Here is a 26,165-nt window from a genome sequence, read left to right on the forward strand (position 1 = left end):
CCTAGACGGACGGATGAACCATGCCCGATTTATGCAACTTTTACACGGCAGAAAGTACCTTATTCGGACTCATGATCACGGTTCGTGATGCGTCAACTACGAAGGCCCCTCGGCTTGGGAGCGCTCCCTGACCCGCTTCGCGTCAATTGCACCTTTCCAGCAGCTGCACCGCTCGCCACCGCGCGACCAGCCTGTCGTACGCCGCCGAGGCCTCCTCGGCCTCTCCCCGGGAGAGCCCGGCGAGCCCGCTCGCCACCAGCTCGGGCGAGTCGTCGGCGGCGAGCGTCTCGTCGGAGAGCAGCTCCACCAGCCCGCCGTAGTCCAGCTCCACCATCGACCGGGGGTGGAACTCCTCCAGCCAGCGGGCCGCCTCCTCGACGGCCTCCGTGATCGGCGCGTCACCGACCGACTTGCGCAGCACCGACAGGGCACGCGAGGAGCGGCGCCGCGCCTTGGAGATCTCCGTCCGGTAGCGCAGCGCCCGCCGGCCGGGGTGGGTCACGTGGTGCCGCTCCTCCGGGTCGAAGAGCACGAACCAGCGCAGCGGCACGCCCCAGGTGGCGATCTGCTCGTGCACCCGCGGCACGCCGTGCTCCAGCACCCGTGCCCCGCTGCGCCAGTCCTCCACCACCGCCTTGGCCTGACCGGCCAGCACCGGCGGGACGAAGGCGTCGGCCAGCACCGGCGGCACGCCGTCGCGCGCGCTCAACGCCGCCTCGGCCACCCGGATACGCAGATTCCACGGGCAGACCAGCAGCGTCTCGTCGCTCTCCAGGACGTACGCCTCGTCCGGCAGGTCGGGCAGGCGGGTCCAGCCGGCGCCGAGCGCCTCGATCACCGACGTCCGTTGGCGGCCCGGGCCCTCCGCCGGGGCCACCGCCCGCCCCTGCTCGGCGTAGCGCCGCCAGTACGTCTGGCGGTCCCGGTCGAAGGCGGTCAGCGGCTCGTACACGCGCAGGTATGAAGCGAAAAGCGACGGCACGGCGCGATCCTCCCACGAATTGGAACCCGGCCGCCGTCGGCACCGCCATCGCGCACGCCGTGGGAGGCCGGACGGCGGCGGCCGATACTAGGCTCAGCGGCACCGGCAGCATCCCGCCGGCGGTCCACAGGTCCGCGTCCCACAAGGACGCACCCACACCAGGAGCGAGTCATGGGCGTATTCGCCAGCAACGACGACCCGGGGTCCAGCGGTCACGAACAGGTCGTGTTCTGCCAGGACAAGCAGACCGGCCTGAAAGCGATCATCGGCATCTACTCCACGGCGCTCGGCCCCGCGCTCGGCGGCACCCGGTTCTACCCGTACGCCAGCGAGCAGGAGGCCCTGGCGGACGTGCTCGACCTCTCCCGGGGGATGGCCTACAAGAACGCCCTGGCCGGGCTCGACCTCGGCGGCGGCAAGGCGGTCATCTGGGGCGACCCGGAGCGGATCAAGAGTGAGGCGCTGCTGCGCGCGTACGGCCGCTTCGTGGAGTCCCTCGCCGGGCGCTACTACACCGCCTGCGACGTCGGCACCTACGTCGCCGACATGGACCTGATCGCCCGGGAGACCTCCTACGTCACCGGCCGCAGCGTCGAGCACGGCGGGGCCGGCGACTCCTCGATCCTCACCGCCTGGGGCGTCTTCCAGGGCATGCGGGCCGCGGCCGAGCACGTCTGGGGTGCCCCGACCCTCGCCGGCCGGCGGGTCGGCGTCGCCGGCCTGGGCAAGGTCGGCAAGTACCTCGTCGGCCACCTGCTCGACGACGGCGCCGAGGTGGTGGCGACCGACGTCAACCCGAGGGCCCTGGAGTGGGCGCGCGCCACCCACCCGCGGGTCGCGCTGGTCGATGACGTCGCCGCGCTGGTCGCCGCCGACATCGACGTGTACGCCCCGTGCGCGCTGGGCGGCGCGCTCGACGACGACACCGTGCCGGCGCTGCGCGCGAAGGTGGTCGCCGGCGCGGCGAACAACCAGCTCGCCCACGCGGGCATCGAGAAGCTCCTCGCCGACCGGGGCATCCTCTACGCGCCGGACTACGTGGTGAACGCCGGCGGCGTCATCCAGGTGGCGGACGAGATCGAGGGCTTCAACTTCGAGCGGGCCAAGCTGCGCGCGACGCGGATCTACGACACCACCCGGGAGATCCTGCGGCTGGCGGACGCCGAGGGCGTACCGCCGGCGGTGGCGGCGGACCGGCTGGCCGAGCGGCGGATGGCCGACGTCGGCCGGCTGCGCGCGATCCACCTGCGCTGAGCGCCTCGGGGGCGGAGCGGACGTTCCGCCCCCGGCCCCGAAGGGCGGCGTGCCCGTTACGATGTCTTCGTAGGGTTTTACCCCATGTCACGGGCGGGCGCGGCGCCGCTCCTTACCGGGTACAATCGGTGACGGCCGGGTGACCGCGACGCGCGGTGCCGGCCGACGGTAACCCGAGGTGCCGAACGGCGGCATCCCCATGTACCGTAAGAGCCACGAGAGATGCCTGACGTCATCGGGGCCCGCCTTCGGGCTGCCCCGCATTCTGTGCGAGGGGGTCGAGCCATGGGGCGCGGCCGTGCTAAGGCCAAGCAGACGAAGGTGGCCCGGGAGTTGAAGTATCACTCCCCGAACACCGACCTCACCGCCTTGCAGCGCGAGTTGGCGGGTGCTGGTAAGTCTGAGCACAACTTCGACGACGACTACAAAGAGTATGTCGACGACGATGATGAGGATCACGCGGACGAAGACCCGGATCCCTGGGTAAGCCCGACCCGCTGACCTCCGGTAGCAGCTGAGCACGCGGTGATCTCCGCGTGCTCACGCATGTGCCCGTCGAAGCGGCGCCACGTCCGACGATCAGGGACCTGACCGTCCCGGAGACCCCTCCGGCCGATCGGCAGGTCCCTGATCGCGGTGTCTCAGCGGGGACGGTTGTTCCAGTTGTAGAACGTCGGGATGTTCTCGAAGTGGTTCCAGGCGCAGACGGCACCGGCGCCGTCCGCGCCCGCCTCCGCCCGTAGCCCTCGCGCGGCCTCGGCCTCGTGCAGGAGCGCGGTGAGCCCCGGCGCGGCGTCCCGCACCCGGTCGGCGACCTCGTCCCGGGCGGCGTCCGCCCGCTGGTCAGGCTGCCGGTGACTGGTGGTCTCGGGCATGCTCCAACACTCCCTCCAGTAGGTGGATCTTGCTGTTGCGGCAGTGCGCGGTCTGCGTGCCGTCGAACCGCCCCAGCTCGAAGTAGCGGTTGGCCGCGTGGCCGCCGCCGCAGAACCCGAAGTAGGGGCAGGACGAACGGCACGCCTCGACGCCCGCGAGGAACTCGCCGACCCAGGGCGTCCGGGTCGCGTGCAGGAGGATCTCGGCCAACGGGGTGGCCAGCACGTTGCCGCTGCTGAAGTCGCCGTAGCGGACGTCGGTGAAGCCGGCCAGCTCGGGCGAGAGCACGGTGACCGACCCGTCGTGGCCGATGGTCGGGATCGGGTCCAGCCGCCGGGGCAGCACGTCGTCGGCGGTGCCGTCGAGCACCGCGGCGGCGTACCGCAACGACCACTCCACCTCCCGCAGGTGGATCCGGGGCTCCCGGCGCCACGCCGCCACCAGCTCGGCCCAGAAGGCGGTCACCTGCCCCGCGTCGTGGGAGTTGCCCCGGACGTTGACCCCCTCGGTCTCCTCGATGTTGACGCCGAGCACGTCGCAGCCGAGCCCGAGGAAGTAGTCGTACAGCTCGGTGGCGAGGCCCGGCTCCGGGCGCCCCACCACCGCCAGCGCCGAGAACGGCAGGCCGTGCCGGCGCAGCGCCGTCACCCCCCGCAGGATGCGGTCGTACGCGGGCCCGCCGCCCCGGGTGACCCGGTCGACGTTGCGCTCCCGGGGGCCGTCCACGCTGACACTGACCCGCACGCCGTGCTCGACGAAGAACGCGCACCAGGCGTCGTCGATGAGCGTGGCGTTGGTCTGCACGTGGTGCTCGACCCCGGCACCGAAGGGCGCGATCAGCGCGGCCAGGTGCTCCCGGCCGGCGGCCAGCGGCTCGCCGCCGTGCCACACCACCGAGAACCGGCCCGCCGCCGCCCACGGGTTGACCGACGCGGCCACCGCCTCGGCCACCGGCACCGGCATCCGCCGGTCGGCCGCCCGGAACGGCAGGTAGCAGTAGGCGCAGTCCAGGTTGCACAGGGTCGTGGGCTGCATGACCACGTACGACGGGACGGCGGCCAGGCCGCGCATCCCGCTGAACGACCCTCCCCGAGCAGCCATTGCCCTCCTCAGCACCTAAGGACTGTCGGGGAACCCGGGCAGGCCGGCCCGACAGCTATGAGGGTGCCCTTCAGGCTAGGCGGCGACGGCCACTCGGGTGAAGCCCTGATCAGGTGCCCGTACGCTCACCGGAGCGTGGTCAGCCCCGGGTGTGCTGGCCGATCATCTGCACGTGGCCGGAGCCCTCGATGATCTCGCCGGCCTGCCACGCGTCGACGCCGCGGCCGGTCAGGGTGGCCAGCGCGCGGTCCGCGTCCTCGGCGGAGACGATCGCGAACATGCCGACGCCCATGTTGAAGGTCGCCTCCATCTCCGGATCCTCGATCCGCCCCTTGGACTGGATCAGGTCGAAGATCGGCTGCGGCTTCCAGGTGGAGCGGTTGACCACCGCGTCGACGTGCTCGGGGAGCACCCGCACGAGGTTGCCGGGGATGCCGCCACCCGTGACGTGGGCGATGGACCGCACCTCGGCCTCGGCGATCAGCTTGAGGCAGTCCTGCGCGTAGATCTTGGTCGGGGTGAGCAGCTCCTCGCCGAGGGTGCGCTGCCGGCCGAAGTCGTCGATCACCACGTCGAGCCGCATCCGGCCGGCGCCCAGCAGCACGTGCCGCACCAGCGAGTAGCCGTTGGAGTGCAGGCCCGAGGAGCGCATCGCGATGACCACGTCGCCCACCTCCACCCGCTCCGGGCTGAGGATGTCGGCCTCCTCGACCACGCCGACGCCGGTGGCGGAGATGTCGTACTCGTCCGGGCGGAGCACGCCCGGGTGCTCGGCCGTCTCGCCGCCCAGCAGCGCGCAGCCGGCGTACCGGCAGCCGTCGGCGATGCCCGCGCCGATCTCGGCGACCTTGTCCGGCACGACCTCGCCGGTGGCGATGTAGTCGAGCAGGAAGAGCGGCTCGGCGCCGCACGCGACCAGATCGTCGACGACCATGGCGACCAGGTCGATGCCGACCGTGTCGTGGATGTCCATCTGCTGGGCGATCACCAGCTTGGTGCCCACGCCGTCCGTGGACGAGGCCAGGATCGGGTTCTTGTACTTCTTCGTGTCGAGCCGGAACAGGCCGGCGAAGCCACCCAGGTCGCCCATCACCTCGGGGCGTCGGGTCTGCTTCACCTTCGACTTCAGCAGCTCGACCGCGCGGTCACCCGCCTCGATCGAGACGCCGGCGTCCGCGTACGAGACCGAGCGTTTGCGCGCCTGGCGGCTGGTGCCCGCCGTCCAGGGCTGGCGGTCGCCGCCGGCGCCGGTCGGGCTGCTTCCTGCGCCGCTGCGCTCGGACACGTACGTCACGGTTCTCCCCTTTGTGGTTCTGGCGCCGCGCCGGCGGAGACCGGCCGCGCCGGGTGGTGCTACGGGCGGTGTGTGGTCACGCCGCCCGGAGTGGCGACGAGCGGAGCGGCGGTGTGCTCAGGGGTGTCGGACGCCTCCGCGGCGACCCGCCGGCCCACTCCTTCGAGCACGTGCTTGCCGATCAGGTTGCCGACGGGCAGTTCGATCGGGTATTCCCCGTCGAAACAGGCGCGGCACAGCCGGGTCTTCGGCTGCTCGGTGGCGGCGATCAGACCCGGGAGCGACACGTAGCCGAGCGTGTCCGCCCCGATCGAACGCCGGATGCCGTCGTTGTCCAGCCCGTTGGCCAGCAGCTCGGCGCGGGTGGCGAAGTCGATACCGTAGAAGCACGGCCAGTTGACCGGCGGCGACGAGATGCGCACGTGCACCTCCAGCGCGCCGGCCTCGCGCAGCATCCGCACGATCGCCCGCTGGGTGTTGCCGCGCACGATCGAGTCGTCGACCACCACCAGCCGCTTGCCCCGGACGTTCTCCCGCAGCGGGTTGAGCTTGAGCCGGATGCCGAGCTGACGCAGGGTCTGCGACGGCTGGATGAAGGTGCGCCCGACGTACGGGTTCTTCATGAGGCCGGCGCCGTAGGTGATGCCGGACTCCTCGGCGTAGCCGATCGCGGCCGGGGTGCCGGACTCCGGCACCGGGATGACCAGGTCGGCCTCGACCGGGTGCTCCTTGGCGAGCTGGCGACCGATCTGCACCCGGGCGGAGTGCACGTTGCGCCCGGCGATGGTGGCGTCCGGGCGGGCGATGTAGACGTACTCGAAGAGGCAGCCCTTCGGCTCCGGCGCGGCGAACCGGCTGGAGCGGAGGCCGTCCTCGTCGATCGCGATCAGCTCGCCGGGCTCGACCTCGCGGACGACGCTCGCGCCGACGATGTCCAGCGCGGCGGTCTCGCTGGCCACCACCCAGCCGCGCTCCAGCCGGCCCAGCACCAGCGGGCGTACGCCGTGCGGGTCCCGGGCGGCGTAGAGGGTCGACTCGTCCATGAACACGAAACTGAACGCGCCACGCAGCTGCGGCAGCACCTCCATCGCCGCTGCCTCGACCGACAGGTCGGGGCGGCCGGCCAGCAGCATCGTCACCAGGGACGTGTCGTTGGTCGAGCCGTCGGCGACCAGGCCCCGCTCGCTGACCTCGCGCTGGAGCTCGGCGGTGTTGACCAGGTTGCCGTTGTGGGCCAGCGCGATCGTCGTGCCGGACGTGGTGGACCGGATCGTCGGCTGGGCGTTCTCCCAGGTCGAGCCGCCGGTGGTGGAGTAGCGGGCGTGGCCGATGGCCACGTGCCCCCGCAGGCTGGCCAGGGTCGGCTCGTCGAAGACCTGGGCCACCAGGCCGAGATCCTTGTAGACCACCACGCCCGAGCCGTCGCTGACCGCTATGCCCGCGGCCTCCTGGCCCCGGTGTTGCAGGGCGTAGAGCCCGAAGTACGTCAGGTTCGCGACCTCCTCCCCGGGGGCCCAGACACCGAAGACGCCACACGCGTCCTGGGGGCCGGGTCGTTGGGGATCAAGGTCGTGGCTCAGCCGGCCGTCGCCTCGGGGCACCTGCGCTCCCTCATGCTGGTCTGGACCGGCCTGGCGGAATCTCGCACGGGGGGCGGATCCGCACTCCTGCGCCGGGACCACTGTCGTCGCCTGACAGTGTACGCGAATCACTGTCGATACAGATAGTCACGATCCGGCTCCGAGGCGTCATCGATCGATGGCGTCGTCGCAGCTAGAGCGGCAGGTACTCGGAGAGGTCGGCCCGGATTCCGCTCACGCGTACGCGACCCTGGGTGATCGCGTCGGCCCAACCAAGCCGCCCCGTGGCCACCGCCAGCCAGGTCGCCGGGTCCATCTCGACGACATTCGGCGGGGTGCCGCGGGTGTGTCGAGGACCCGGAACGCACTGAACTGCGCCGTAAGGTGGGACACGCACCTCCACCGATCGGCCGGGGGCGCGCTCCGCGAGGACGGTCAACAGGGCACGGACCGCCTCTCGCAGGACCGGCCGGTCGGGCGTACGCCCCTCGTCGAGCGCCGACAACGCCGCCGCGACCGCGGCGGACTTAATGTGCGGAGAGGACACGACGGGACGATACGACCTGAGCGCACCGCGCCTCGCGCTGGCCCTGGGTCGCGCCGATCCGGTCAGACAAGGCATAGTTGCCGACGGCGTATTCGTACCGTGATGATCCCCGGCCCGGCGCCCCGCCGGCCGAGGGAAGTCAGTCCGGAAGGCGGTGGACGTGTCAACACACCGACGTGCCTGGAAGCAGCGGGCCGGTGTGGTCGTGGCGCTGGTTGTCGGCGCCCTGCTCACTGCCCCTGCCACACCAGCCCTGGCCGCGGACGTCAGCGTGTCCCCCGGCTCGGTCACCGTCAACGCCGGCAGCGACACCGCCGTCACCGTGCTGGTCACGCCCCGTGACGGCGACGAGAAGGTGCGGGTCAGCCTCGCCGGTCTGCCGAGCGGCGTCAGCTGCGCGGGCGGCTGCGGGGAGATCGACTTCAACAACGACCGGCCGAAGTCGCAGCTGTTGCGGATCAGGGCCAACGACGACGCCGGCGAGGCGAACGTCACCGTGACCGTCACGGTCGAGGCCGAGTCCGGCCCGGGCACCGCCCCGCTCCAGCTCAGCGTCAAGGGCCGGGCGCAGCCGACCCGGCCGGCGCAGGCGCAGACCGTCAAGTCGGTCTCCGGCAAGGTGGTCGCCCAGGCCAACGGCAAGGCCGTACCGAACGCCGTGGTCATGCTCCAGGACGGCGCCGGCAAGAAGATCGACACGATCAGCGACGACGACGGCAACTTCCGCTTCACCGGCACCGCGGAGCGGCCGATCGCGCCCGGCCGACTCGCCGTCGGCGCCAGCGTCGGCGAGGTCTACAACACCAAGAGCTTCGACGCGTCGGCCGGGCAGAACATCACCGGCCAGCGCATCAGCCTGGCGATCAAGGTCGAGACCACCCCGAGCGCCACCCCGTCGGCCAGCGAGGCGCCCCTTCCCAGCGACGAGCCCGTCGACGAGACCCCCGAGGAGAGCGCCGAGGGGACCCCGGGCGCGGCGGCCAACGCCAGCAACGAGGACTCCGGGGGCATGGGCTCCTGGCTGATCATCCTGCTCGGCGGCCTGCTCGTCGCCGCCGGTGTCGGCACCATCGTGCTGCTCTGGATGCGGCGCAAGGACAGCGGCGACGACGCCGACGACGCCCCGGCGGGTGCGGCGGCCGGCGCGGTCCCGGCGGCGCGCGGCGCGTTCCGGGGTGCGGACGACCAGACCCGGGTGGTCAACCGGGTCGGTGCCGCACCGGATCCGACGATGGTCGGCGGCACCGCGCTCAGCGACGCCCCCACGATGATGCACAGCCCCGTGGTCGACGACGTGCCGCCGGACCCGTACGGCGCTCCCCCGCAGCCCTACGGCGCGGCGGGCGGCCAGCAGGGCTGGGGCGGCAGCGGCTACGGCGACGAGCCGGCAGGCGCGGCCGGCGTGGGCGGCTACGGAGCGGCCGGCTACGGCAACGCACCCTCCTCCGGCAGCGGCTACGGCGGCGGTTACGGCAACGCGCCGTCCTCCGGCAGCGGTTACGGCAACGCGCCCGCCTCGGGCGGCGGCTACGGCGGCGGCGACTACACCGCCCCGGCCGGTGCGGCGGGTGCCGCCGGCTACCCGCCGGCCGGCGGTGCTCGGGGCTACGGCGAGCGGTACGACGAACCGACCGGCCGCTACACCGGCGACGCCACCCAGTACCCGGCCCCGGCCGATCCGTACGCCACCGGCGTCTACCAGCCGGAGCAGGGTCAGGGCTACGGCCAGTCCGAGCCCGGCGCGTACGGCCGGGGCGGGGAGCCGACCGGCGGCTACGGCCAGCGCGGCGGCTACGACCAGCAGGGCGGCGGCTACGAGCGGGGCGGCTACGGCCAGGAGCCCACGCCGCGCGGCGGCGGCTACGGCAAGTCCGGCGGCTACGACCAGCCGACCTCGTACGACAACCAGGGTGGCTACGGCGGCCAGCCGGGCGGCTACGGGCAGGAGCCGCCGCAGCAGCGCGGTGGTTACGACGACCGTGGCGGCTACGGCCAGCCGGGCGGCTACGACGACCCGCCGGCCGGTCGCGGTCGCCCCGACGGGCCCCCGCAGCAGGACCGCGGCGGGCGTCGGCTGGACTGGCTGGACGACTGACCCTCCGGGGCTGCGCCCCGGACGACACAAGCACCACGGCGAGGGCCGCCCGGAGTTTCCCGGGCGGCCCTCGCCGCTCGTGTGGGGTGGGGGCCGCCGTCGACGGTCTTGTGGGGGTGCTCGCCTCCCGGGCGGTGGGTCCCGTCAGGCGGCGGTGAAGACGCCCTGGCGCAACACCGGCACCACGTCCGAGGCGCCGATCCGGACGGCGATCTCCACGTCCTCGGCGAAGCCGCCCTCCACGAGTTCGCGGCCGGAGACGCTGCCGCGTACCGCCGCGGGGACGTCGGGCGTGCTGGCGAGCGCGGCGAGCGCCATGGCCGCCTCCACGGAGAGGCCGCCGGGCACCCCGGAGAGGGCGTCGAGCACGCTGGCGGCTCCGAGCTGGTCCTCGACGGACGGGCGCAGCGAGCCGTCCGGCCAGCGCTCGCCCGCGGCGATCACGCCGATCGGGGCGTCGGCCGAGCCGTACCCCTGCTGGCGCAGCCACCGGCCGACGGCGCCCGCGTTGCGCAGGCAGGCCGCGACCACCGGCAGGCCCGTGGCGCTGGCCGCGGCGCTGATCGCCGAGCCGTTCGGCGAGGGGAGCACCAGGTCGGCGACGGCCGGCGCGGTGCTGAGCGCCGCCGGCGACAGCGACCAGGGGTGCTCCGGGGTCGTCTGACGGCGGCCCAGCGCGGCGACCGCGCCGACCCGCCGCGCGTACTCGGCCGCCTGCTCGCCCCAGGGGAACGGGTGCACCCGCATGCCGCGCCCGACCGCCACGTCGACGGCGGTGGTGAACGAGAGCACGTCCACCACCGCCAGGACAGCGCAGACCCGGCCGAGCTCGGCCGCTCCCGTCAGCCCCCAGTCGAACCGGGCGCCGGAGCCGGGTTGGGCCCAGACGGCCGCCGCCAAAGCCTCAGCGCTGACCGGACTCGGTGTCACCGGACTCGGGCGCTCCGCCGGACTGCGCGGGCGCGTCGGCGACCGGCCGTTGCGGGGCCGGCTCGCCGGGCCCGTCGGGGGTCACCGGCTCGACGGCGCCGGGCGGGGGGACCGGAGCGGCCGTGGCGACCGGCTCGGCGGCGACGTCCGCCGGCTCCACCGGCGTCATCCCGGCCGACTCGGCCACGGGCAGCGGCACGGCCTCGGCCGCACCCGCCACCCCGGCGGCCGGCGCGGGCACCTCGACGACCCCGGCGCCCCCGAAGAGGCGCGGCAGCGTCTCGCCGTGCGCGGCACGCAGCTCGTCCAGGCCGATCCGGAACTGGCCGTGCACCTCCAGCGCGCCGCCGGTGGGATCGGTGACGCCGATCAGCTCGAACGGCACCCCGCGCTCGGCGCAGAGGGCGCTGAACGCCTTCTCGTGGCCGCGCGTCACCGAGACCAGGACCCGCCCGGCGGACTCGCTGAACAGGTAGACGAACGGCATCGACCCGCCCTCGAACCGCTCCGGGACGGCGATCCGGGCGCCGACCCCGCGCCGCAGGCAGGACTCCACCAGGCTCTGCGCCAGGCCGCCGTCGGAGAGGTCGTGCGCGGAGCTGAGGTGCCCGACCCGCGCGGCCTCCGCCATCAGGTCGGCCAGCAGCCGCTCCCGGGCCAGGTCGACCTGCGGGGGTACGCCGCCGAGGTGCTCGTGGGTGACCCAGGCCCACTCGGAGCCGGAGAGCTCCACGTGCGTCTCCCCGAGCAGGAAGATCTGGTCGTGCTCGCCGCCCGGGCGGGACGTGAAGCCCATCGACACCCGGTCGGCCACGTCGTCGAGCACGCCGAGCACACCGACCACCGGGGTCGGGTGGATCGCCGCCGCGCCGGTCTGGTTGTAGAAGCTGACGTTGCCGCCGGTGACGGGGATGCCCAGCTCGGCGCAGCCGTCGGCCAGGCCCCGGACCGCCTCGGCGAACTGCCACATCACGCCCGGGTCCTCCGGCGAGCCGAAGTTCAGGCAGTTGGTGACGGCGATCGGCTTCGCGCCGGTGACGGCGACGTTCCGGTACGCCTCCGCCAGGGCGAGCTTGGTGCCGTGGTAGGGGTCGAGCCGGGCGTACCGGCCGTTGCCGTCCACCGACAGCGCCACGCCGAGCCCGGTCCGCTCGTCGATCCGGATCACGCCGGAGTCCTCCGGCTGGGCGAGCACGGTGTTGCCCAGCACGTAGCGGTCGTACTGCTCGGTGACCCAGGTCTTGTCGGCCAGGTTGGGCGACGCGATCATGCGCAGCACGGTCGCGCGCAGCGCCTCCGGGTCGGCCGGCCGGGGCAGGGTCTCGGCACGGTCGGCCTGGAGCAGGATCAGGTCGGCGGGCTCGCGCATCGGGCGGGCGTAGACCGGGCCGTCGTCGACCAGCGATCCCGGCGGCACGTCGACCACCAGCTGGTCGCGCCAGGTGATGAGCAGCCGGCCCGGCCGGCCGTCCGGCGCCGGCGGCGTGACCTCGCCGATCGCGGTGGCCCAGACGCCCCACTTCTCGGCGGTCTTGAGCACCGCGTCGAGCTTCTCCGGCTCGACCACCAGCAGCATCCGCTCCTGGGACTCGCTGGCCAGGATCTCGTGCGGCTCCATCGAGGGCTCGCGCAGCGGCACCCGCTCCAGCCAGACCCGCATGCCGGTGCCGGCCGCCGCGGCAGTCTCGGTGAGCGCGCAGGTCAGGCCGGCGCCGCCGAGATCCTGGATGCCGACGACGAGGCGGGCGTCGTAGAGCTCCAGGCAGGCCTCGATGAGCAGCTTCTCCATGAACGGGTCGCCGACCTGAACGGAGGGGCGGCGCTGCTCGCTGCCCTCGTCGAAGCTCGCGCTGGCCAGCACCGACACGCCGCCGATGCCGTCCCGGCCCGTCCTGGCGCCCATCAGCACGACGACGTTGCCCGGGCCGGCGGCGGCCTTGTTCTGCAGCCGGTCGACGGGCAACACGCCGAGGCAGAGCGCGTTGACCAGCGGGTTGCCCTGGTAGCAGGGGTCGAAGACGACCTCGCCGCCGATGTTCGGCAGGCCCAGGCAGTTGCCGTAGCCGCCCACGCCGGCGACCACGCCGGGCAGCACCCGGGCGGTGTCGGGATGGTCGGCGGCGCCGAAGCGCAGCGGGTCCATCACCGCGACCGGGCGGGCGCCCATGGCGAGGATGTCCCGGACGATGCCGCCGACGCCGGTGGCCGCGCCCTGGTAGGGCTCGACGAAGCTCGGGTGGTTGTGCGACTCGACCTTGAAGGTCACGGCCAGCTCGTCGGAGATCTGCACCACGCCGGCGTTCTCGCCGATGCCGGCGAGCAGCCGGTCGCTCGGCGGGGCCTTCTCGCCGAACTGGCGCAGGTGCACCTTGCTGGACTTGTAGGAGCAGTGCTCGCTCCACATGATCGAGTACATCGCCAGCTCGGCCTGGGTGGGTCGTCGGTCGAGGACCTGCCGGATCCGCTCGTACTCGTCGTCGCGGAGCCCCAGCTCGGCGTACGGCTGGAGCTCACCGGGGGTGGCCCCGGCACGCGGCACGGTGTCCAGGCCGTCGGCCCAGTCGGCGGCCGGACGCGGCTCGACCGGCTGCGCCGGGGCGGCCGGGTAGGCCTCCGGGTTATCCCGTACCTCGTCCGGATGGGTGGTCATGACCTCTCCTCGCTGCGCTCGCGTCCGCCCGACGGGCGGGTGAGCCGACCGATGATGCCGGGCACGGTCACGCCGGGGCCCCCACCAGGTGCTTGAGCACCGAGGTGAAGAAGCCGAGACCGTCCAGGGAGGGGCCCGTGAGCGCCTCCACCGCGTGCTCGGGGTGCGGCATGATGCCGACCACGTTGCCGGCGGGGTTCGTGATCGCGGCGATGTCGCGCTGCGACCCGTTGGGGTTGCCGCCGACGTAGCGGGCGACCACCCGGCCCTCGGCTTCGAGCTGGTCCAGCGTCGCGGTGTCGGCGACGTAGCAGCCCTCGCCGTTCTTGACCGGGATCAGCACCTCCTGGCCGGGCTGGAACGCGTTGGTCCACGCGGTGCCGGCCGACTCGATGCGCAGCACCTGGTCGCGGTTGCGGAAGTGCAGGTGCTGGTTGCGGGTGAGCGCCCCGGGCAGCAGGTGGGCCTCGCAGAGGATCTGGAAGCCGTTGCAGATGCCGAGCACGGGCAGGCCGCCCCGGGCCGCGTCCACGACCGTCGCCATCACCGGCGCGAACCGGGCGATGGCGCCGCAGCGCAGGTAGTCGCCGTAGGAGAAGCCGCCGGGCAGGACGACGGCGTCCACCCCGTGCAGCTGCGGGTCGCCGTGCCAGAGGCGGACCGGCTCGGCACCCGCGATCCGGACGGCACGGGCCGCGTCCCCGTCGTCGAGCGAGCCGGGGAACGTGACCACACCGACCCGGGCGGTCACGAGCGGGCGTCCACGGTCTCGTCGGCCTCGACCACACGGACCGTGAAGTCCTCGATGACCGGGTTGGCGAGCAGCTTGTCGGCGATCTCCCGGGCCCGGTCGAGGTCGGGTTCACCGGTGAATTCGATCTCGATCCGCCTGCCGATCCGAACCGAGGCGACGTCGCTGACGCCGAGCCGGGGCAGCGCGTTTGCGACGGCCTGGCCCTGGGGATCGAGGATCTCGGGCTTGAGCATGACGTCGACGACGACGCGAGGCACTGGGCACTCCTGACTGTGTACGCAGTTGGGTGCCGACCCACAACGGGCGAGCGCAGCCAGCCTACCTGGCAGATACGGCTCCGGACGCACCGGCCGGACGCGGTTCGGGCAGTGGTCGACCCCACCGGCGCAGGGGGCCGGCGACCGATACGGGTTCGTTGCGATGTCGATGCGCATCCGTTGCCGGCCGGCCCGTTTCGCCCCGCTCCGCCGGACCGCCGGAGCGCCCGCACCGGCCGGGGCGCCATACCGTGTCATCCATCACTTTGGATTGATCCCTTGTGAACGACATCTCAGGGGCCCTACCGTACATCGTCGTACGTCGATTGAAAGAAGCCGAGGGGCCACATCCCCGGCCCTCGGCCGGCAGCTCGACCCGGTGAACCCGGGCCCCACCCCCGAAGGAGCCCTCCATGCGCATCCGATCCATGATCGCAGTGCTGGCCACCGCAGCGGCCGGCCTGCTCGGCGCCAGCTCCGGCGCCGTCGCCGCCCCGGCCGGCCCGCAGCCGATCATCGGCGGCAGCACCGTCTCGTCCGCCCCGTGGATCGCCGCCGTGCTCAGCAACGGCTCGTTCACCTGCTCCGGCAGCATCATCTCGCCGGACTGGGTGCTCACCGCCCGGCACTGCGTGAACGGCACCATGTCCGTCCGCGTCGGCAGCGTCTACCGCTCCTCCGGCGGCGTCACCCGCACCGTCAGCGCCTCCTACGGCCGGTACGACCTGGCCCTGCTGCGGCTCTCCAGCCCGGTGAGCACCTCGTACGTCACGCTGGCCAACAGCAACCCGCCGATCAACTCGACCAACTCGATCTACGGCTGGGGCATGACCTGCTACAGCGGCTGCTCGGCCGCCACCCAGCTGAAGACCGCGTCGGTCCGGGTGACCAGCAACAGCGCCACGGACGCGTACGGCGGGCAGGCGATCCGGAGCACCCGGATCAACGGCAACGCGTGGCGGGGCGACTCGGGCGGCCCGCAGTTCTACAACGGCGCGCAGGTCGGCGTCGCCTCCACCGCCGACGGCCAGAGCATCCAGAACTACGGCAGCGTCGCGTACAACCGGGCCTGGATCTCCCAGACGGCCGGTGTCTGACGGTTAGCGCCACCTGGGGCGCGGACGGCCGGCCACGTGCCGACCGTCCGCGCCGCGCGGTTTTGCAGCATCCGATCAGGTGAACGCGCCCGCCGATCGGGTCGGGGTCCACCTGACAGCATCGGAAACGTGCTGGTCGTGACGACGGAGCAACTACCCGGGTACGAGATCCGCCAGATCCTCGGCGAAGTGGTCTCCTCGATGGCCAGGACGCGCAACCCATACCGCGAGGGGGTCAAGAACCTGCGCGGTGGCGCGTACGACCCGATGGCCCCGGACAACCTGACCAGGTGGCGTACGGACTCGGTGGCCCGGCTCGGCGAGGAGGCCCGCCGCCTCGGCGCGAACGCCGTGGTGGGGATGCGTTTCGACAGCCGCGACTGCGGCGAGATGTGGATGGAGATCTGCGCGTACGGCACGGCGGTGATCGTGGCGCCGAAGATGCCCGACGTCATGCCCCCCGACCAGCCGCTGGTCGCGGCGGAGACCGCGCACGAGCCCGGGATCGCCGAGTCCCCCGGTGGCATCGCCGAACCGGCGAGCGCCCCCAACCTGCGCTCGGCGGCGGAGACTCCCACCCCCGGCAGCTGACCCCGCGCCGCCCGCCCCGGCGGGCGGCGCGCCCGGGTCAGAGGATGGGCGGCGGGGTGTAGCCGGCCGCCCGGGGGTGGGCGTCGACCACCGCGGCGACGCGGCGGGCGACCGCCTCGACCTGGGCCGGGGCGGCGCCGACGAAGGCGGTGCGGTCGCCGACCAGGGCGTCGATCTCGGCGCGGGTCAGGCCGAGGCGGCCGTCCGCCGCCAGCCGGTCGAAGAGATCGTTGTCGGCGGCGCCCTTCTCCCGCATCGCCAGCGCCACCCCGACCGCGTGCTCCTTGATCACCTCGTGCGCGACCTCGCGCCCGACGCCGCGCCGGACGGCCGCCACCAGGATCTTGGTGCTGGCCAGGAACGGCAGGAAGCGCTCCAGCTCGCGGTTGATCACCGCCGGGTACGCGCCGAACTCGTCGAGCACGGTGAGGAAGGTCTGGAACAGCCCGTCGGCGGCGAAGAACGCGTCCGGCAGGGCGACCCGGCGTACCACCGAGCAGGAGACGTCCCCCTCGTTCCACTGGTCGCCGGCCAGCTCGCCGACCATCGACAGGTAGCCCCGGATGATCACCGCGAAGCCGTTGACCCGCTCGCTGGAGCGGGTGTTCATCTTGTGCGGCATCGCGCTGGAGCCCACCTGGCCCGGCTTGAATCCCTCGGTGGCCAGCTCCTGGCCGACCATCAGCCGGATCGTGGTCGCCAGCGACGACGGCGCGGCGGCGACCTGTGCCAGCGCGGAGAGCACCGCCAGGTCGATCGAGCGCGGGTAGACCTGGCCGACGCTGTCGAGCACCCGGCTGAAGCCCAGGTGCCCCGCCACCCGGCGCTCCAGCTCGGCCACCCGGTCGGCGTCGCCGTCGAAGAGGTCGAGCTGGTCGGCGGCGGTGCCCACCGGGCCCTTGATCCCGCGCAGCGGGTACCAGCCGATCAGGTCCTCCAGCCGCTCGTACGCGATGAGCAGCTCCTCGGCGGCCGACGCGAAGCGCTTGCCCAGCGTGGTGGCCTGCGCCGCGACGTTGTGCGAACGGCCGGTCAGGACGACCTCGGAGTGCTCGACGGCGAGCCGGGCCAGCCGGGCCAGCGTGGCGACCACCCGGTCCCGGACCAGCTCCAGCGAGCGGCGCACCTGGAGCTGCTCGACGTTCTCGGTGAGGTCCCGGGAGGTCATCCCCTTGTGCACGTGCTCGTGCCCGGCGAGCGCGCTGAACTCCTCGATCCGGGCCTTCACGTCGTGCCGGGTGACCCGCTCCCGCTCGGCGATCGAGGCCAGGTCGACCTGGTCGAGCACCCGCTCGTACGCCTCGACCACGCCGTCCGGCACCGACACGCCGAGGTCCCGCTGTGCCCGGAGCACGGCGAGCCAGAGCCGCCGTTCCATCCGGATCTTCTCCTCCGGCGACCAGAGGGCGACCAGCTCGGGCGAGGCGTACCGGTTGGCGAGAACGTTCGGGATCGTCACGTACCTCAGTCTTTCACGGCCGTGGACGCGGCCCCGCCGAGGCCGTCCGGCCGCTCACCAGCGGGGCCGCCGGGCGGTCGCGGGCCGGCGGCGGCCCCACGGGCGTACGGGCGGGTCAGCGCTCCAGGATCGCCGTGACGCCCTGGCCGCCGGCGGCGCAGATCGAGATCAGCCCGCGCCCGCCGCCCTTCTCCGCCAGCAGCTTCGCCAGGGTCGCCACGATCCGGCCGCCGGTGGCCGCGAACGGGTGCCCGGCGGCCAGCGACGAACCGTTGACGTTCAGCTTCTCCCGGTCGACGGCGCCGAGCGGGGCGTCCAGCCCGAGCCGGTCCTTGCAGAACTCCGGCGACTCCCAGGCGGCCAGGGTGGCCAGCACCTGCGAGGCGAACGCCTCGTGGATCTCGTAGAAGTCGAAGTCCTGGAGGGTCAGCCCCGCCCGGGCCAGCATCCGGGGCACCGCGTACGCGGGCGCCATCAGCAGCCCCTCGTCGCCGTACACGAAGTCGACGGCGGCCGTCTGCGACCAGGAGAACCAGGCCAGCACCGGCAGGTTCTGCCCGCGGGCCCACTCCTCGCTGGCGAGCAGCACGGTGGAGGCGCCGTCGGTCAGCGGCGAGGAGTTGCCGGCGGTCATCGTCGCCCGCTCGGCGTCGGGCCCCTTCGCGCCGAAGACCGGCTTGAGCGAGCCGAGCTTCTCCAGGCTGCTGTCGGGCCGCAGGTTCGCATCCCGGGTCAGCCCGAGGTAGGGGGTCAGCAGGTCGTCGAAGAACCCCCGGTCGTACGCGGCGGCGAGCCGCTGGTGCGAGCGGAGCGCCAGCTCGTCCTGGGCCTGCCGGTCGACCTGCCAGCGCAGCGCCGTGCGGGCCGCGTGCTCCCCCATCGAGAGCCCGGTACGCGGCTCGGCGTTGCGCGGGACCTCGGGCCGGAACGGCTGGCCGGGGCGCAGCTTCGCGGCGATCCTCAGCCGCTCGCCGAAGGTGCGGGCGCTGTTGAGCCTGAGCAGCGTGCGGCGCATCTCCTCGTTGACCGCGAGCGGCGCGTCGGAGGTGGTGTCCACCCCGCCGGCGATGCCGACGTCGATCTGCCCGAGGGCGATCTTGTTGGCGACCAGGATGGCCGCCTCCAGCCCGGTGCCGCAGGCCTGCTGGACGTCGTACGCGGGGGTGTGCGGATCGAGCTTCGAGCCGAGCACCACCTCACGGGTCAGGTTGAAGTCCTTCGCGTGCTTGAGCACCGCGCCGGCCACCACCTCGCCGACCCGCTGGCCGGCCAGGCCGAACCGGGCGACGAGCCCGTCCAGCGCCGCGCCCAGCATGTCGGAGTTCGACGCGTTCGCGTACCGCGAGTTGGACCGGGCGAAGGGGATGCGGTTGCCACCGATCACCGCGACCCGCCGGATGCTCTGCAAGATCCCGCCTCCTCGAAAGGTTTGCCCTCAACCTACTCGCCAGTAGGCTACGCCCATGACCGACAGGTACGCGAGCTTCGTCCAATCGGGTGCCGGGCGCGCGCTGGTCAAGCGCCTCGGGCTGCCCGACCCGCCGCGACTGCGCCGGCACACCCCCGGCGACCCCCTGGCCCCGGGACCCGTCCTGCTCGGCGCCGCCGCCGGCGGCCGGCTCGCCGAGCCGGTCGGCGGGATGCTGGCCGCCTCCGGGGTCGAGCTGCGCGATCCGCTCGCCGCCGGTCCGGCCGCCGAGACCGTCCGGTACGCCGCCCTGGTCTACGACGCCACCGGCGTCACCGACTCCACCGGCCTGCGCCAGCTGTACGACTTCTTCCACCCGTTCGCCCGGTCGGTTCTGCCCAGCGGGCGGGTGGTAGTGCTCGGCACGCCGCCCGCCGAGGGCGGCTCGCCCCGGGAGGCGACCGCCCAGCGGGCCCTGGAGGGGTTGACCCGCAGCATCGGCAAGGAGTTCGGCCGGGGCGTCACCGCCCAGCTCGTCCACGTCACGAAGGAGCCCGACGCCGGCACCTGGACCAGCCTGGAGGCCACCCTGCGGTTCCTGCTCTCCGGCCGGTCCGCGTACGTCTCGGGGCAGGTGGTCCGGGTCGGCGCCGGCACGGCCGAGCCGCCGGCCGACTGGAACCGCCCGCTGGACGGGCAGGTCGTCCTGGTCACCGGGGCGGCCCGGGGCATCGGCGCGGCGCTGGCCGGGGTACTGGCCCGCGACGGCGCCCGGGTCGTCGCGCTGGACGTACCGGCCGCCGGGGACGAGCTGGCGGCGGTCGCCAACGGCATCGGCGGCACGGCCGTCCAGCTCGACCTGACCGCCCCGGACGCCCCGGCCCGGCTCGCCGAGCACCTGGCGGGCCGGCACGGGCGGGTCGACGCGGTGGTGCACAACGCCGGCATCACCCGGGACAAGACCCTCGGCCGGATGGACGCCGACCGCTGGGACTCGGTGATCGACGTCAACCTCTCCAGCCAGGAACGGATCAACGACGTGCTGCTGGAGCGGGAGCTGATCCCCGCCGGCGGGCGGATCGTCTCGGTCTCCTCGATCGCCGGCATCGCCGGCAACCGGGGCCAGACGAACTACGCCACCAGCAAGGCGGGCGTGATCGGGCTGGTCGAGTCGCTCGCCCCGGCGCTGCGCGCGCGGCGGATCAGCGTGAACGCGGTCGCCCCGGGCTTCATCGAGACCCGGTTGACCGCGCGCATCCCGGTGGCGCTGCGCGAGGCGGGCCGGCGGATGAACAGCATGTCGCAGGGCGGGCTGCCGGTGGACGTCGCCGAGACCATCGGCTGGCTGGCGTGGCCGGCCTCCGGCGCGGTCAGCGGCAACGTCGTCCGGGTCTGCGGCCAGAGCCTGCTGGGGGCGTGATGGCGAGGAGGAACGGGCCGCCGGAGGGCCCGGGCGACGAACTGTCGGTGCACGAGCTGATCGAGGGCCCCACGGAGGTGCTGTCGGCGGACGCCCTGGCCGCGATCCGCCGGCCGGAGCCCCCGGGCCACGACCTGAGCACGGAGCAGACGCACGATCTCTCCGCGTACGCGGCGTCCGACGAGGCGACGCACGACCTCTCCGGCCACGCCGGGCCCGACGAGGCGACCCGCGACCTGTCCGGGCATGCCGGCACCGCCGCCCGACGGCGCGTCGAGCTGCCCCGGATGCCGGTGGTCGGGGCGCTCTACCGGCGCGCGCTGCTCGGCGCGCTGCCCGGCGCCGGGGCGGGGCGGCGGGCGGCGGAGGCCCCGGCGGTCGAGCTGGCGGTCGGCGGGACCGCCGTCGACCGGACGCACCTGGCCGACTACGACCGGGTCTGCGGTTTCCGGCTCACCGACCGGCTGCCCGCCACGTTCCCGCACGTCATGGGCTTCCCGTTGGCCCTGCGGCTGATGACCGCGCCGGAGTTCCCCATCCCGCTGACCGGCGTGGTGCACGTCGGCAACCGGATCACCGTGCACCGCCCGATCGGCGCCGACGAGGTCCTGGACTTCACCACGTACGCGGAGCGTCTGCGCCCGCACGACCGGGGGCGGCAGATCGACGTGGTGCTGGTCGGCTCGGTCGGCGGGGAGGAGGTCTGGCGCGGCGTCTCGACGTACCTCGGCAGGTCGGGCGGGCCGGGCGGCGGCCGGCGGGACGGCGGCGAGCGGCCCCCGGCGCCGGCCGGCTCCGCCCGCTGGCGGGTCGAACCCCGCGTCGGCACGGACTACGCGCGCGTCTCCGGCGACCGCAATCCCATCCACACCTCCCGCCTCGGCGCCCGGCTGTTCGGCTTCCCCCGGCCGATCGCGCACGGGATGTGGAGCAAGGCCCGCTGCCTGGCCGCGCTGGAGAACCGGCTGCCGGACGCGTACACGGTCGAGGTGGCCTTCAAGCTGCCGGTGCCGCTGCCGGGCACGGTGACGTTCAGCCTCCTGCCGGCCGGCGGGTTCGCCCTGCACGACCCGCGCGGCCGGCCGCACCTGGCGGGTCTCGTGCGCTGAGCGCCCCTGCCGAACCCGCGCGTCGGGGTTGGCAGGGGCACACCCGTGCGCTAAGTTGTTCTCAGTTGGAGATGTTCTCAGGTTGAGAGAGACGTGATGGACGATCAGGAGTTCCTGGCCGCGTACGACCCCCGGGCCTATCCGGCGGTCGCCGTGACCGTCGACGTGGTGGCGCTGACCATCCGGGAGGGCGCGCTGCACCTGCTGCTGATCCGGCGCGGCCAGCCCCCCTTCACGGGGCACTGGGCGCTGCCCGGCGGCTTCGTCCGCCTCGACGAGGACCTCACCGCCGCCGCCCGGCGGGAGCTGGCGGAGGAGACCGGGCTCGGCGGCGAGGGACTGCGCCGCGTACACCTGGAGCAGTTGGCCAGCTACGGAGCCCCCGACCGGGACCCCCGGATGCGGATCGTCTCGGTCGCCCACCTCGCCTTCGCGCCCGACCTGCCCGATCCCGTCGCCGACACCGACGCCGACGAGGCGGCCTGGCTGCCGGTGACGGCGCTGACCAGCCGGCAGCTCGCCTTCGACCACGGCCGGATCATCGACGACGGCTTGGAGCGCGCCCGCTCCAAGCTGGAATACACCCCGCTCGCCACGCGCTTCCTCGCCCCCGAGTTCACCATCGGCGAGCTGCGCGCCGTCTACGAGACGGTCTGGGGCCACCCGCTGCACGCCGGCAACTTCCACCGCAAGGTGCTCTCCGTGCCGGGCCTCGTGGAGAGCACCGGCGCCAGCACCGAGCGCGGCGGTGCCCGGGGCGGCCCCCGCGCCCGGCTCTACCGGGCCGGCGACGCCCGGCTGCTGCACCCGGCGCTGCTGCGTCCGGCCCGCGAGGAGACGGTGCGATGAGGACCGCGGAGGCCATCCGCCTGGTCGCGGCGGCCCGCACCGACGACGACCTGTTCGGCACGGACCGGTCGGCCCGCCGCTACCGCGAGCTGGTCGCGGCCCTGCACCCCGACCGCACCCAGGCCGCGGACGCGGCGGTACGCGCCGACGCCACCGACGCGTACGTCCGGGTCACCACCCGCTGGCGGGCCCGGCAGGCCCCGGTGCTGGGCGACTACCGCCTCGGGCGGCTGGCGCACTCCGGTGACCTGGCCGACCTCTACGACGTCGGCGACGACCGGCTGCTCAAGCTGCCCCGGCGGCCCACCGACAACGACCTGATGGCCCGCGAGGCACACGCCCTGCGCACCCTCGCCGAGCACGGCGACCCGCGCTACCTGCCGTACGTGCCCCGGCTCGTCGAGGAGTTCCGGCACTCCGACGCCGCGACCGGCGCCGAACGGCGGGTCAACGTGCTCGCCACCGCCCCCGGCCTGCACGACCTCACCGAGGTGCGACGGGCGTACCCGGACGGGCTGGACGCCCGCGACGTGGCCTGGATGTGGCGCCGGCTGCTGGTCGCGCTCGGCCTGGCCCACCGGGCGGGCGTGGTGCACGGCGCGGTCCTGCCGCCGCACGTGCTGATCGAGCCGGCCGAGCACGGCGTGGTGCTGGTGGACTGGTGCTGCTCCGTCACCGGCGGCGGCGCCGTCCCGGCGCTGGTGCCCGGCTACGAGAAGTGGTACCCGGCCGAGGTCCTCGCGAAGGGGCCCTGCGGGCCGGGCACCGACATCGCGACGGCCACCGCCTGCATGACCTGGCTGATGGGCGGCCGCGCCCCGCGCGAGCTGCTCGACTTCGCCCACGGCTGCCGGCAGCGGTTCCTGGCGAACCGGCCCGACGACGCCTGGCGTCTCCTCCGCGAACTAGACGAGGTGCTGGAGCGGCTCTACGGGCCGCGCACCTTCCGACCCTTCACCCTCAACCCCTAGGGAGCTGTCATGGGCAGTGGAAGCTGGTCCACCGACGTTTACGACGCCGCCGACCGCTACCGCCGGAAGACCGGCAGGAGCGCGTTCTCCTACAGCGACAGCGGGGCACGCACCGTGCACCCCGCCCTCGACCCCCGCGGCGCGGTGCGCGAGAGCCGCGACTCCGACGAGCACCCCCGGTCGACGCCCGTCTCGGTGCTCTTCGACGTCACCGGGTCGATGGGGCACGTGCCGCGCGTCCTGCAGACCAAGCTGCCGCAGCTGCTCGGGCTGCTCCAGCGCCAGGGCTACGCCCGCGACCCGCAGATCATGTTCGGCGCGATCGGCGACGCCACCTGTGACCGGGTGCCGTTGCAGGTCGGCCAGTTCGAGTCCGACAACCGGATGGACGACGACCTCGGCCGGATCGTGCTGGAGGGCGGCGGCGGCGGGCAGATGACCGAGTCGTACGAGCTGGCGATGTACTTCATGGCCCGGCACACCGTCACCGACTCCTGGGAGAAGCGCGGCCGGCGCGGCTACCTGTTCATCATCGGCGACGAGCTGGCGTACCCGGCGGTGAAGGCCCGGGAGGTTGCCCGCCTGATCGGCGGTGGCCCGCGCGAGGACGTGCCGCTGCGGCACATCGTCGACGAGGTGACCCGCCGCTGGGACACCTACTACCTGCTCCCCGCCGGCAGCCACTACTCCGGCAACGCCAAGGTGCTCGACTTCTGGCGGGGCCTGCTCGGGCAGAACGCCGTCGTGCTGGACGACCTCGACGCGGTCTGCGAGACCATCGCGCTCACCATCGGCCTCGGCGAGCAGGCGATCGACCTGGACGAGGGCCTGCGCGACCTGGAGCGCGCCGGGTCGGGCGCCACCGGCACCGTCTCCAAGGCGCTGGCCCGGCTGGGCCGGGGACGGCGCGCCGAGGTGTCGGCGCTGCCGGCCTTCCGCGACGCCGGGGGCGGGGTCACCCGGCTGTGAGACACGTGGCGGTGGTCGACCTCGGCTACGGGGACGCCGGCAAGGGCACGGTGGTGGACTGGCTCTGCGCCACCCGGCCCGTCCACACGGTGGTCCGCTTCAACGGGGGCGCGCAGGCGGCACACAACGTCGTGCTGCGCGACGGGCGGCACCACACCTTCGCGCAGTTCGGCGCCGGCACCTTCCACCCCGGCGTCCGTACGCACCTGGCGCGGCACGTGGTGGTGGACCCGCTGGCGCTGGTCGCCGAGGCCGACCACCTCGCCTCGGTCGGAGTGTCCGACGCGCTCGACCGGTTGACCGTCGACGGGGAGGCGCTGCTCGCCACCCCGTACCACCGGGCGGCGAACCGGGCCAGGGAGAACGCCCGGGGGGCCGACCGGCACGGCTCCTGCGGGCTCGGGGTGGGTGAGGCCGTCGCGTACGGGCTCACCCACCCCGGGGAGGCGCCCCGGGTGGCCGACTGCCGCGCCCCGGCACTGCTGCGCCGCCGGCTGGCCGCCCTGCGGGACCGGCTGACCGCCGAGCTGGGCCCGCTGGACGCGCCGCCGGTCGAGGACTGCCTGCCCGCGTTCACCGCGTTCGCCGAGCGGGTCGCGATCGTCGACCGGAGCTGGCTGGCCGGGGCGCTGCGCGCCGGAACCTGCGTCTTCGAGGGGGCGCAGGGGGTGCTGCTCGACGAGTGGCACGGCTTCCACCCGTACACCACGTGGAGCACCACCACGTTCGCCAACGTCGACGGCCTGCTCGCCGAGGCGGGCCTGCCCGGCGACGTGACCCGGCTCGGGGTGCTCCGGGTCGTCACCACCCGGCACGGGCCCGGCCCGCTGGTGACCGAGGACCCGGCCCTGCCGCTGGCCGACCCGCACAACCCGACCAACCCGTGGCAGGGGCGGTTCCGGTTCGGCCACTTCGACGCGGTCGCCCACCGCTACGCCCTCGCCGCCGCCGGCGGGGTCGACGGCCTGGCGCTGACCCACCTCGACCTCGCCGGCCCGGCGCTGCGGATCTGCCGCCGCTACGACACCACCGACCGGCTCCTCCCTGGTCCCCCCGGCGACCTGGACCGGCAGGCCGCGCTCACCGGCCGCCTGCTGCGCACCCGCCCGGTGTACGACGACCCGCCCGTCGACTGGCCGTCGGCGGTGGCCGGGGAGCTGGCCGCCCCGGTGGTGCTCACCTCGCACGGCCCCACCGCCGACGACAAGATCCCGCACGGCCCGCTGCTCGCCCCGCCGACCTCGACCGTCCCGGCGGCCCGGGCGACGGACTGACGGCGGGGCGCCGGTTCCGGGCGGGGGCGCGCGATCCGGCGACTCGGCCACCGGGCGGGTCGCGCCCGGCGAGCATGGGAGGCATGGAGGCCGTACTCGACCTGCTCCGGCAGCTCGTCACCTCGCCGTGGGTGTACCTGCTGCTGTTCGGGCTGACCGCGGTCGACGCGTTCTTCCCGGCGGTGCCCGGCGAGGCCGCCGTGATCACCGCCGCCGTACTCGCCACCGGCGGCAGCCCCAATCTGGTGGCGGTGGTCGTGGTCGCCGCGCTGGGCGCCTGCGCCGGCGACCACGTCTCGTACGCCCTCGGGCGCGGCGGCGGCGCGAACCGGCTCGCCCGGTTTCCCGCCGGCAGCCGACGCCGGGCCGGCTCCGAGTGGGCCCGCCGGGCGGTGCACCGACGCGGCGGGCTGATCCTGGCCACCGCCCGGTACGTCCCCGGCGGCCGGACGGCGGTCACCCTGACCATGGGCGCGGTCCGCTACCCGCTCCGGTCGTTCCTGCTCTTCGACGCCATCGCCGCGGTGAGCTGGGCGCTCTACTGCACCCTGCTCGGCTACTTCGGCGGGCTGGCCTTCGAACGTGACCCGGTCAAGGGCATCCTGGCCGGAATCGGCCTGTCGGTGGCGGTCACGCTGCTGCTGGAGTCGATCCGCTGGCTGCGCCACCGCGACCAGCGCGCCGCGCCCCAGCGCTGA

24 protein-coding genes are annotated in these 26,165 nt (G+C 73.9%); 12 read left to right on the plus strand and 12 right to left on the minus strand.

Features of this window, described 5'->3' with window-relative positions; all coding sequences use genetic code 11:
- Positions 1-142: 142 nt before the first annotated feature.
- A complete protein-coding gene (locus tag V6V16_RS05370) occupies positions 143-982 on the minus strand; it encodes a hypothetical protein (RefSeq protein ID WP_334559930.1) in 840 nt (279 codons plus the stop codon).
- Positions 983-1,153: 171 nt separating this feature from the next.
- On the opposite strand from V6V16_RS05370, the gene V6V16_RS05375 reads away from it, so the two are divergent.
- Together V6V16_RS05375 and V6V16_RS05380 are read left to right on the plus strand one after the other, a co-directional pair.
- Positions 1,154-2,236 carry a Glu/Leu/Phe/Val family dehydrogenase gene (locus tag V6V16_RS05375; RefSeq protein ID WP_334559932.1) on the plus strand — a complete coding sequence of 361 codons (1,083 nt, stop codon included), beginning with the start codon at positions 1,154-1,156 and terminating at the stop codon, positions 2,234-2,236.
- A gap of 285 nt (positions 2,237-2,521) precedes the next feature.
- Positions 2,522-2,737, plus strand: coding sequence for a DUF3073 domain-containing protein (locus V6V16_RS05380; protein ID WP_334559935.1), 216 nt, complete (start codon positions 2,522-2,524; stop codon positions 2,735-2,737).
- Between the two features lie 140 nt (positions 2,738-2,877).
- Here V6V16_RS05380 and amcA read toward each other — a convergent pair whose 3' ends face one another.
- From amcA to V6V16_RS05405, 5 genes are all read right to left on the minus strand, one after another.
- Positions 2,878-3,111 (minus strand): multiple cyclophane-containing RiPP AmcA, encoded by a 234-nt coding sequence (gene amcA, locus V6V16_RS05385; RefSeq protein ID WP_334559937.1) that lies wholly within the window; start codon positions 3,109-3,111, stop codon positions 2,878-2,880.
- Complete coding sequence (gene amcB, locus V6V16_RS05390) at positions 3,080-4,183, minus strand: cyclophane-forming radical SAM peptide maturase AmcB (RefSeq protein WP_334560207.1); 1,104 nt, start codon at positions 4,181-4,183, stop codon at positions 3,080-3,082. Before amcB ends, amcA begins: the two co-directional genes overlap by 32 nt.
- Positions 4,184-4,352: 169 nt before the next feature.
- Positions 4,353-5,507 carry a phosphoribosylformylglycinamidine cyclo-ligase gene (purM, locus tag V6V16_RS05395; protein WP_334559940.1) on the minus strand — a complete coding sequence of 385 codons (1,155 nt, stop codon included), beginning with the start codon at positions 5,505-5,507 and terminating at the stop codon, positions 4,353-4,355.
- Between the two features lie 59 nt (positions 5,508-5,566).
- Entirely contained in the window at positions 5,567-7,108 is a 1,542-nt protein-coding gene (gene purF / locus V6V16_RS05400; RefSeq protein WP_334559943.1) for an amidophosphoribosyltransferase, read from the minus strand.
- 172 nt (positions 7,109-7,280) lie between these two features.
- Positions 7,281-7,634, minus strand: coding sequence for a sterol carrier family protein (locus tag V6V16_RS05405; RefSeq protein WP_334559944.1), 354 nt, complete (start codon positions 7,632-7,634; stop codon positions 7,281-7,283).
- 160 nt (positions 7,635-7,794) lie between these two features.
- Between V6V16_RS05405 and V6V16_RS05410 the strand changes: the two genes are divergently transcribed.
- Positions 7,795-9,729: a hypothetical protein gene (locus V6V16_RS05410; RefSeq protein ID WP_334559947.1), complete on the plus strand. Its 1,935-nt coding sequence runs from the start codon at positions 7,795-7,797 to the stop codon at positions 9,727-9,729.
- 144 nt (positions 9,730-9,873) lie between these two features.
- On the opposite strand, the gene V6V16_RS05415 is transcribed toward V6V16_RS05410, so the two are convergent.
- From V6V16_RS05415 to purS, 4 genes are all read right to left on the minus strand, one after another.
- Positions 9,874-10,629, minus strand: a complete 756-nt coding sequence (locus tag V6V16_RS05415) for a 2-phosphosulfolactate phosphatase (protein ID WP_334559949.1) — start codon at positions 10,627-10,629, stop codon at positions 9,874-9,876.
- Positions 10,630-10,633: 4 nt separating this feature from the next.
- Entirely contained in the window at positions 10,634-13,309 is a 2,676-nt protein-coding gene (purL, locus tag V6V16_RS05420; RefSeq protein ID WP_334559951.1) for a phosphoribosylformylglycinamidine synthase subunit PurL, read from the minus strand.
- Between the two features lie 67 nt (positions 13,310-13,376).
- On the minus strand, positions 13,377-14,060 hold the full coding sequence (gene purQ, locus V6V16_RS05425; RefSeq protein WP_334559953.1) for a phosphoribosylformylglycinamidine synthase subunit PurQ: 684 nt from the start codon (positions 14,058-14,060) through the stop codon (positions 13,377-13,379).
- Positions 14,057-14,320 carry a phosphoribosylformylglycinamidine synthase subunit PurS gene (gene purS, locus V6V16_RS05430; protein ID WP_089002625.1) on the minus strand — a complete coding sequence of 88 codons (264 nt, stop codon included), beginning with the start codon at positions 14,318-14,320 and terminating at the stop codon, positions 14,057-14,059. Before purS ends, purQ begins: the two co-directional genes overlap by 4 nt.
- Positions 14,321-14,733: 413 nt before the next feature.
- Here purS and V6V16_RS05435 point away from each other — a divergent pair, with 413 nt between their 5' ends.
- Both V6V16_RS05435 and V6V16_RS05440 read left to right on the plus strand, forming a co-directional pair.
- Complete coding sequence (locus tag V6V16_RS05435; RefSeq protein WP_334559958.1) at positions 14,734-15,417, plus strand: S1 family peptidase; 684 nt, start codon at positions 14,734-14,736, stop codon at positions 15,415-15,417.
- A 69-nt stretch (positions 15,418-15,486) separates the two neighbouring features.
- The gene (locus V6V16_RS05440) at positions 15,487-16,008 is read left to right on the plus strand and encodes a YbjQ family protein (protein WP_442934040.1); all 522 of its coding nucleotides are present in this window, start codon (positions 15,487-15,489) and stop codon (positions 16,006-16,008) included.
- Between the two features lie 37 nt (positions 16,009-16,045).
- On the opposite strand, the gene purB is transcribed toward V6V16_RS05440, so the two are convergent.
- Positions 16,046-17,467: an adenylosuccinate lyase gene (gene purB / locus V6V16_RS05445; RefSeq protein ID WP_334559962.1), complete on the minus strand. Its 1,422-nt coding sequence runs from the start codon at positions 17,465-17,467 to the stop codon at positions 16,046-16,048.
- Positions 17,468-17,582: 115 nt separating this feature from the next.
- A complete protein-coding gene (locus V6V16_RS05450) occupies positions 17,583-18,875 on the minus strand; it encodes an acetyl-CoA C-acetyltransferase (RefSeq protein WP_334559965.1) in 1,293 nt (430 codons plus the stop codon).
- Positions 18,876-18,930: 55 nt separating this feature from the next.
- On the opposite strand from V6V16_RS05450, the gene V6V16_RS05455 reads away from it, so the two are divergent.
- The 7 genes from V6V16_RS05455 to V6V16_RS05485 all read left to right on the plus strand — a co-directional run bounded on the left by V6V16_RS05455 (position 18,931) and on the right by V6V16_RS05485 (position 26,165).
- Positions 18,931-20,295 (plus strand): 3-oxoacyl-ACP reductase, encoded by a 1,365-nt coding sequence (locus tag V6V16_RS05455; protein ID WP_334559968.1) that lies wholly within the window; start codon positions 18,931-18,933, stop codon positions 20,293-20,295.
- The gene (locus V6V16_RS05460; RefSeq protein ID WP_334559970.1) at positions 20,295-21,404 is read left to right on the plus strand and encodes a MaoC/PaaZ C-terminal domain-containing protein; all 1,110 of its coding nucleotides are present in this window, start codon (positions 20,295-20,297) and stop codon (positions 21,402-21,404) included. Before V6V16_RS05455 ends, V6V16_RS05460 begins: the two co-directional genes overlap by 1 nt.
- Before the next feature lie 96 nt (positions 21,405-21,500).
- Positions 21,501-22,253, plus strand: a complete 753-nt coding sequence (locus V6V16_RS05465; protein WP_334559972.1) for an NUDIX hydrolase — start codon at positions 21,501-21,503, stop codon at positions 22,251-22,253.
- Positions 22,250-23,224 (plus strand): serine/threonine protein kinase, encoded by a 975-nt coding sequence (locus V6V16_RS05470; protein WP_334559975.1) that lies wholly within the window; start codon positions 22,250-22,252, stop codon positions 23,222-23,224. The genes V6V16_RS05465 and V6V16_RS05470 overlap by 4 nt, the downstream gene beginning before the upstream one ends.
- Before the next feature lie 9 nt (positions 23,225-23,233).
- Positions 23,234-24,193 (plus strand): hypothetical protein, encoded by a 960-nt coding sequence (locus V6V16_RS05475; RefSeq protein WP_334559978.1) that lies wholly within the window; start codon positions 23,234-23,236, stop codon positions 24,191-24,193.
- Entirely contained in the window at positions 24,190-25,467 is a 1,278-nt protein-coding gene (locus V6V16_RS05480; RefSeq protein ID WP_334559980.1) for an adenylosuccinate synthetase, read from the plus strand. Before V6V16_RS05475 ends, V6V16_RS05480 begins: the two co-directional genes overlap by 4 nt.
- An 83-nt stretch (positions 25,468-25,550) precedes the next feature.
- Positions 25,551-26,165, plus strand: coding sequence for a DedA family protein (locus V6V16_RS05485; RefSeq protein ID WP_334559983.1), 615 nt, complete (start codon positions 25,551-25,553; stop codon positions 26,163-26,165).

Origin of the sequence: Micromonospora sp. CPCC 205561 (genome assembly GCF_036906775.1) — a bacterium.
Classification (GTDB): domain Bacteria; phylum Actinomycetota; class Actinomycetes; order Mycobacteriales; family Micromonosporaceae; genus Micromonospora.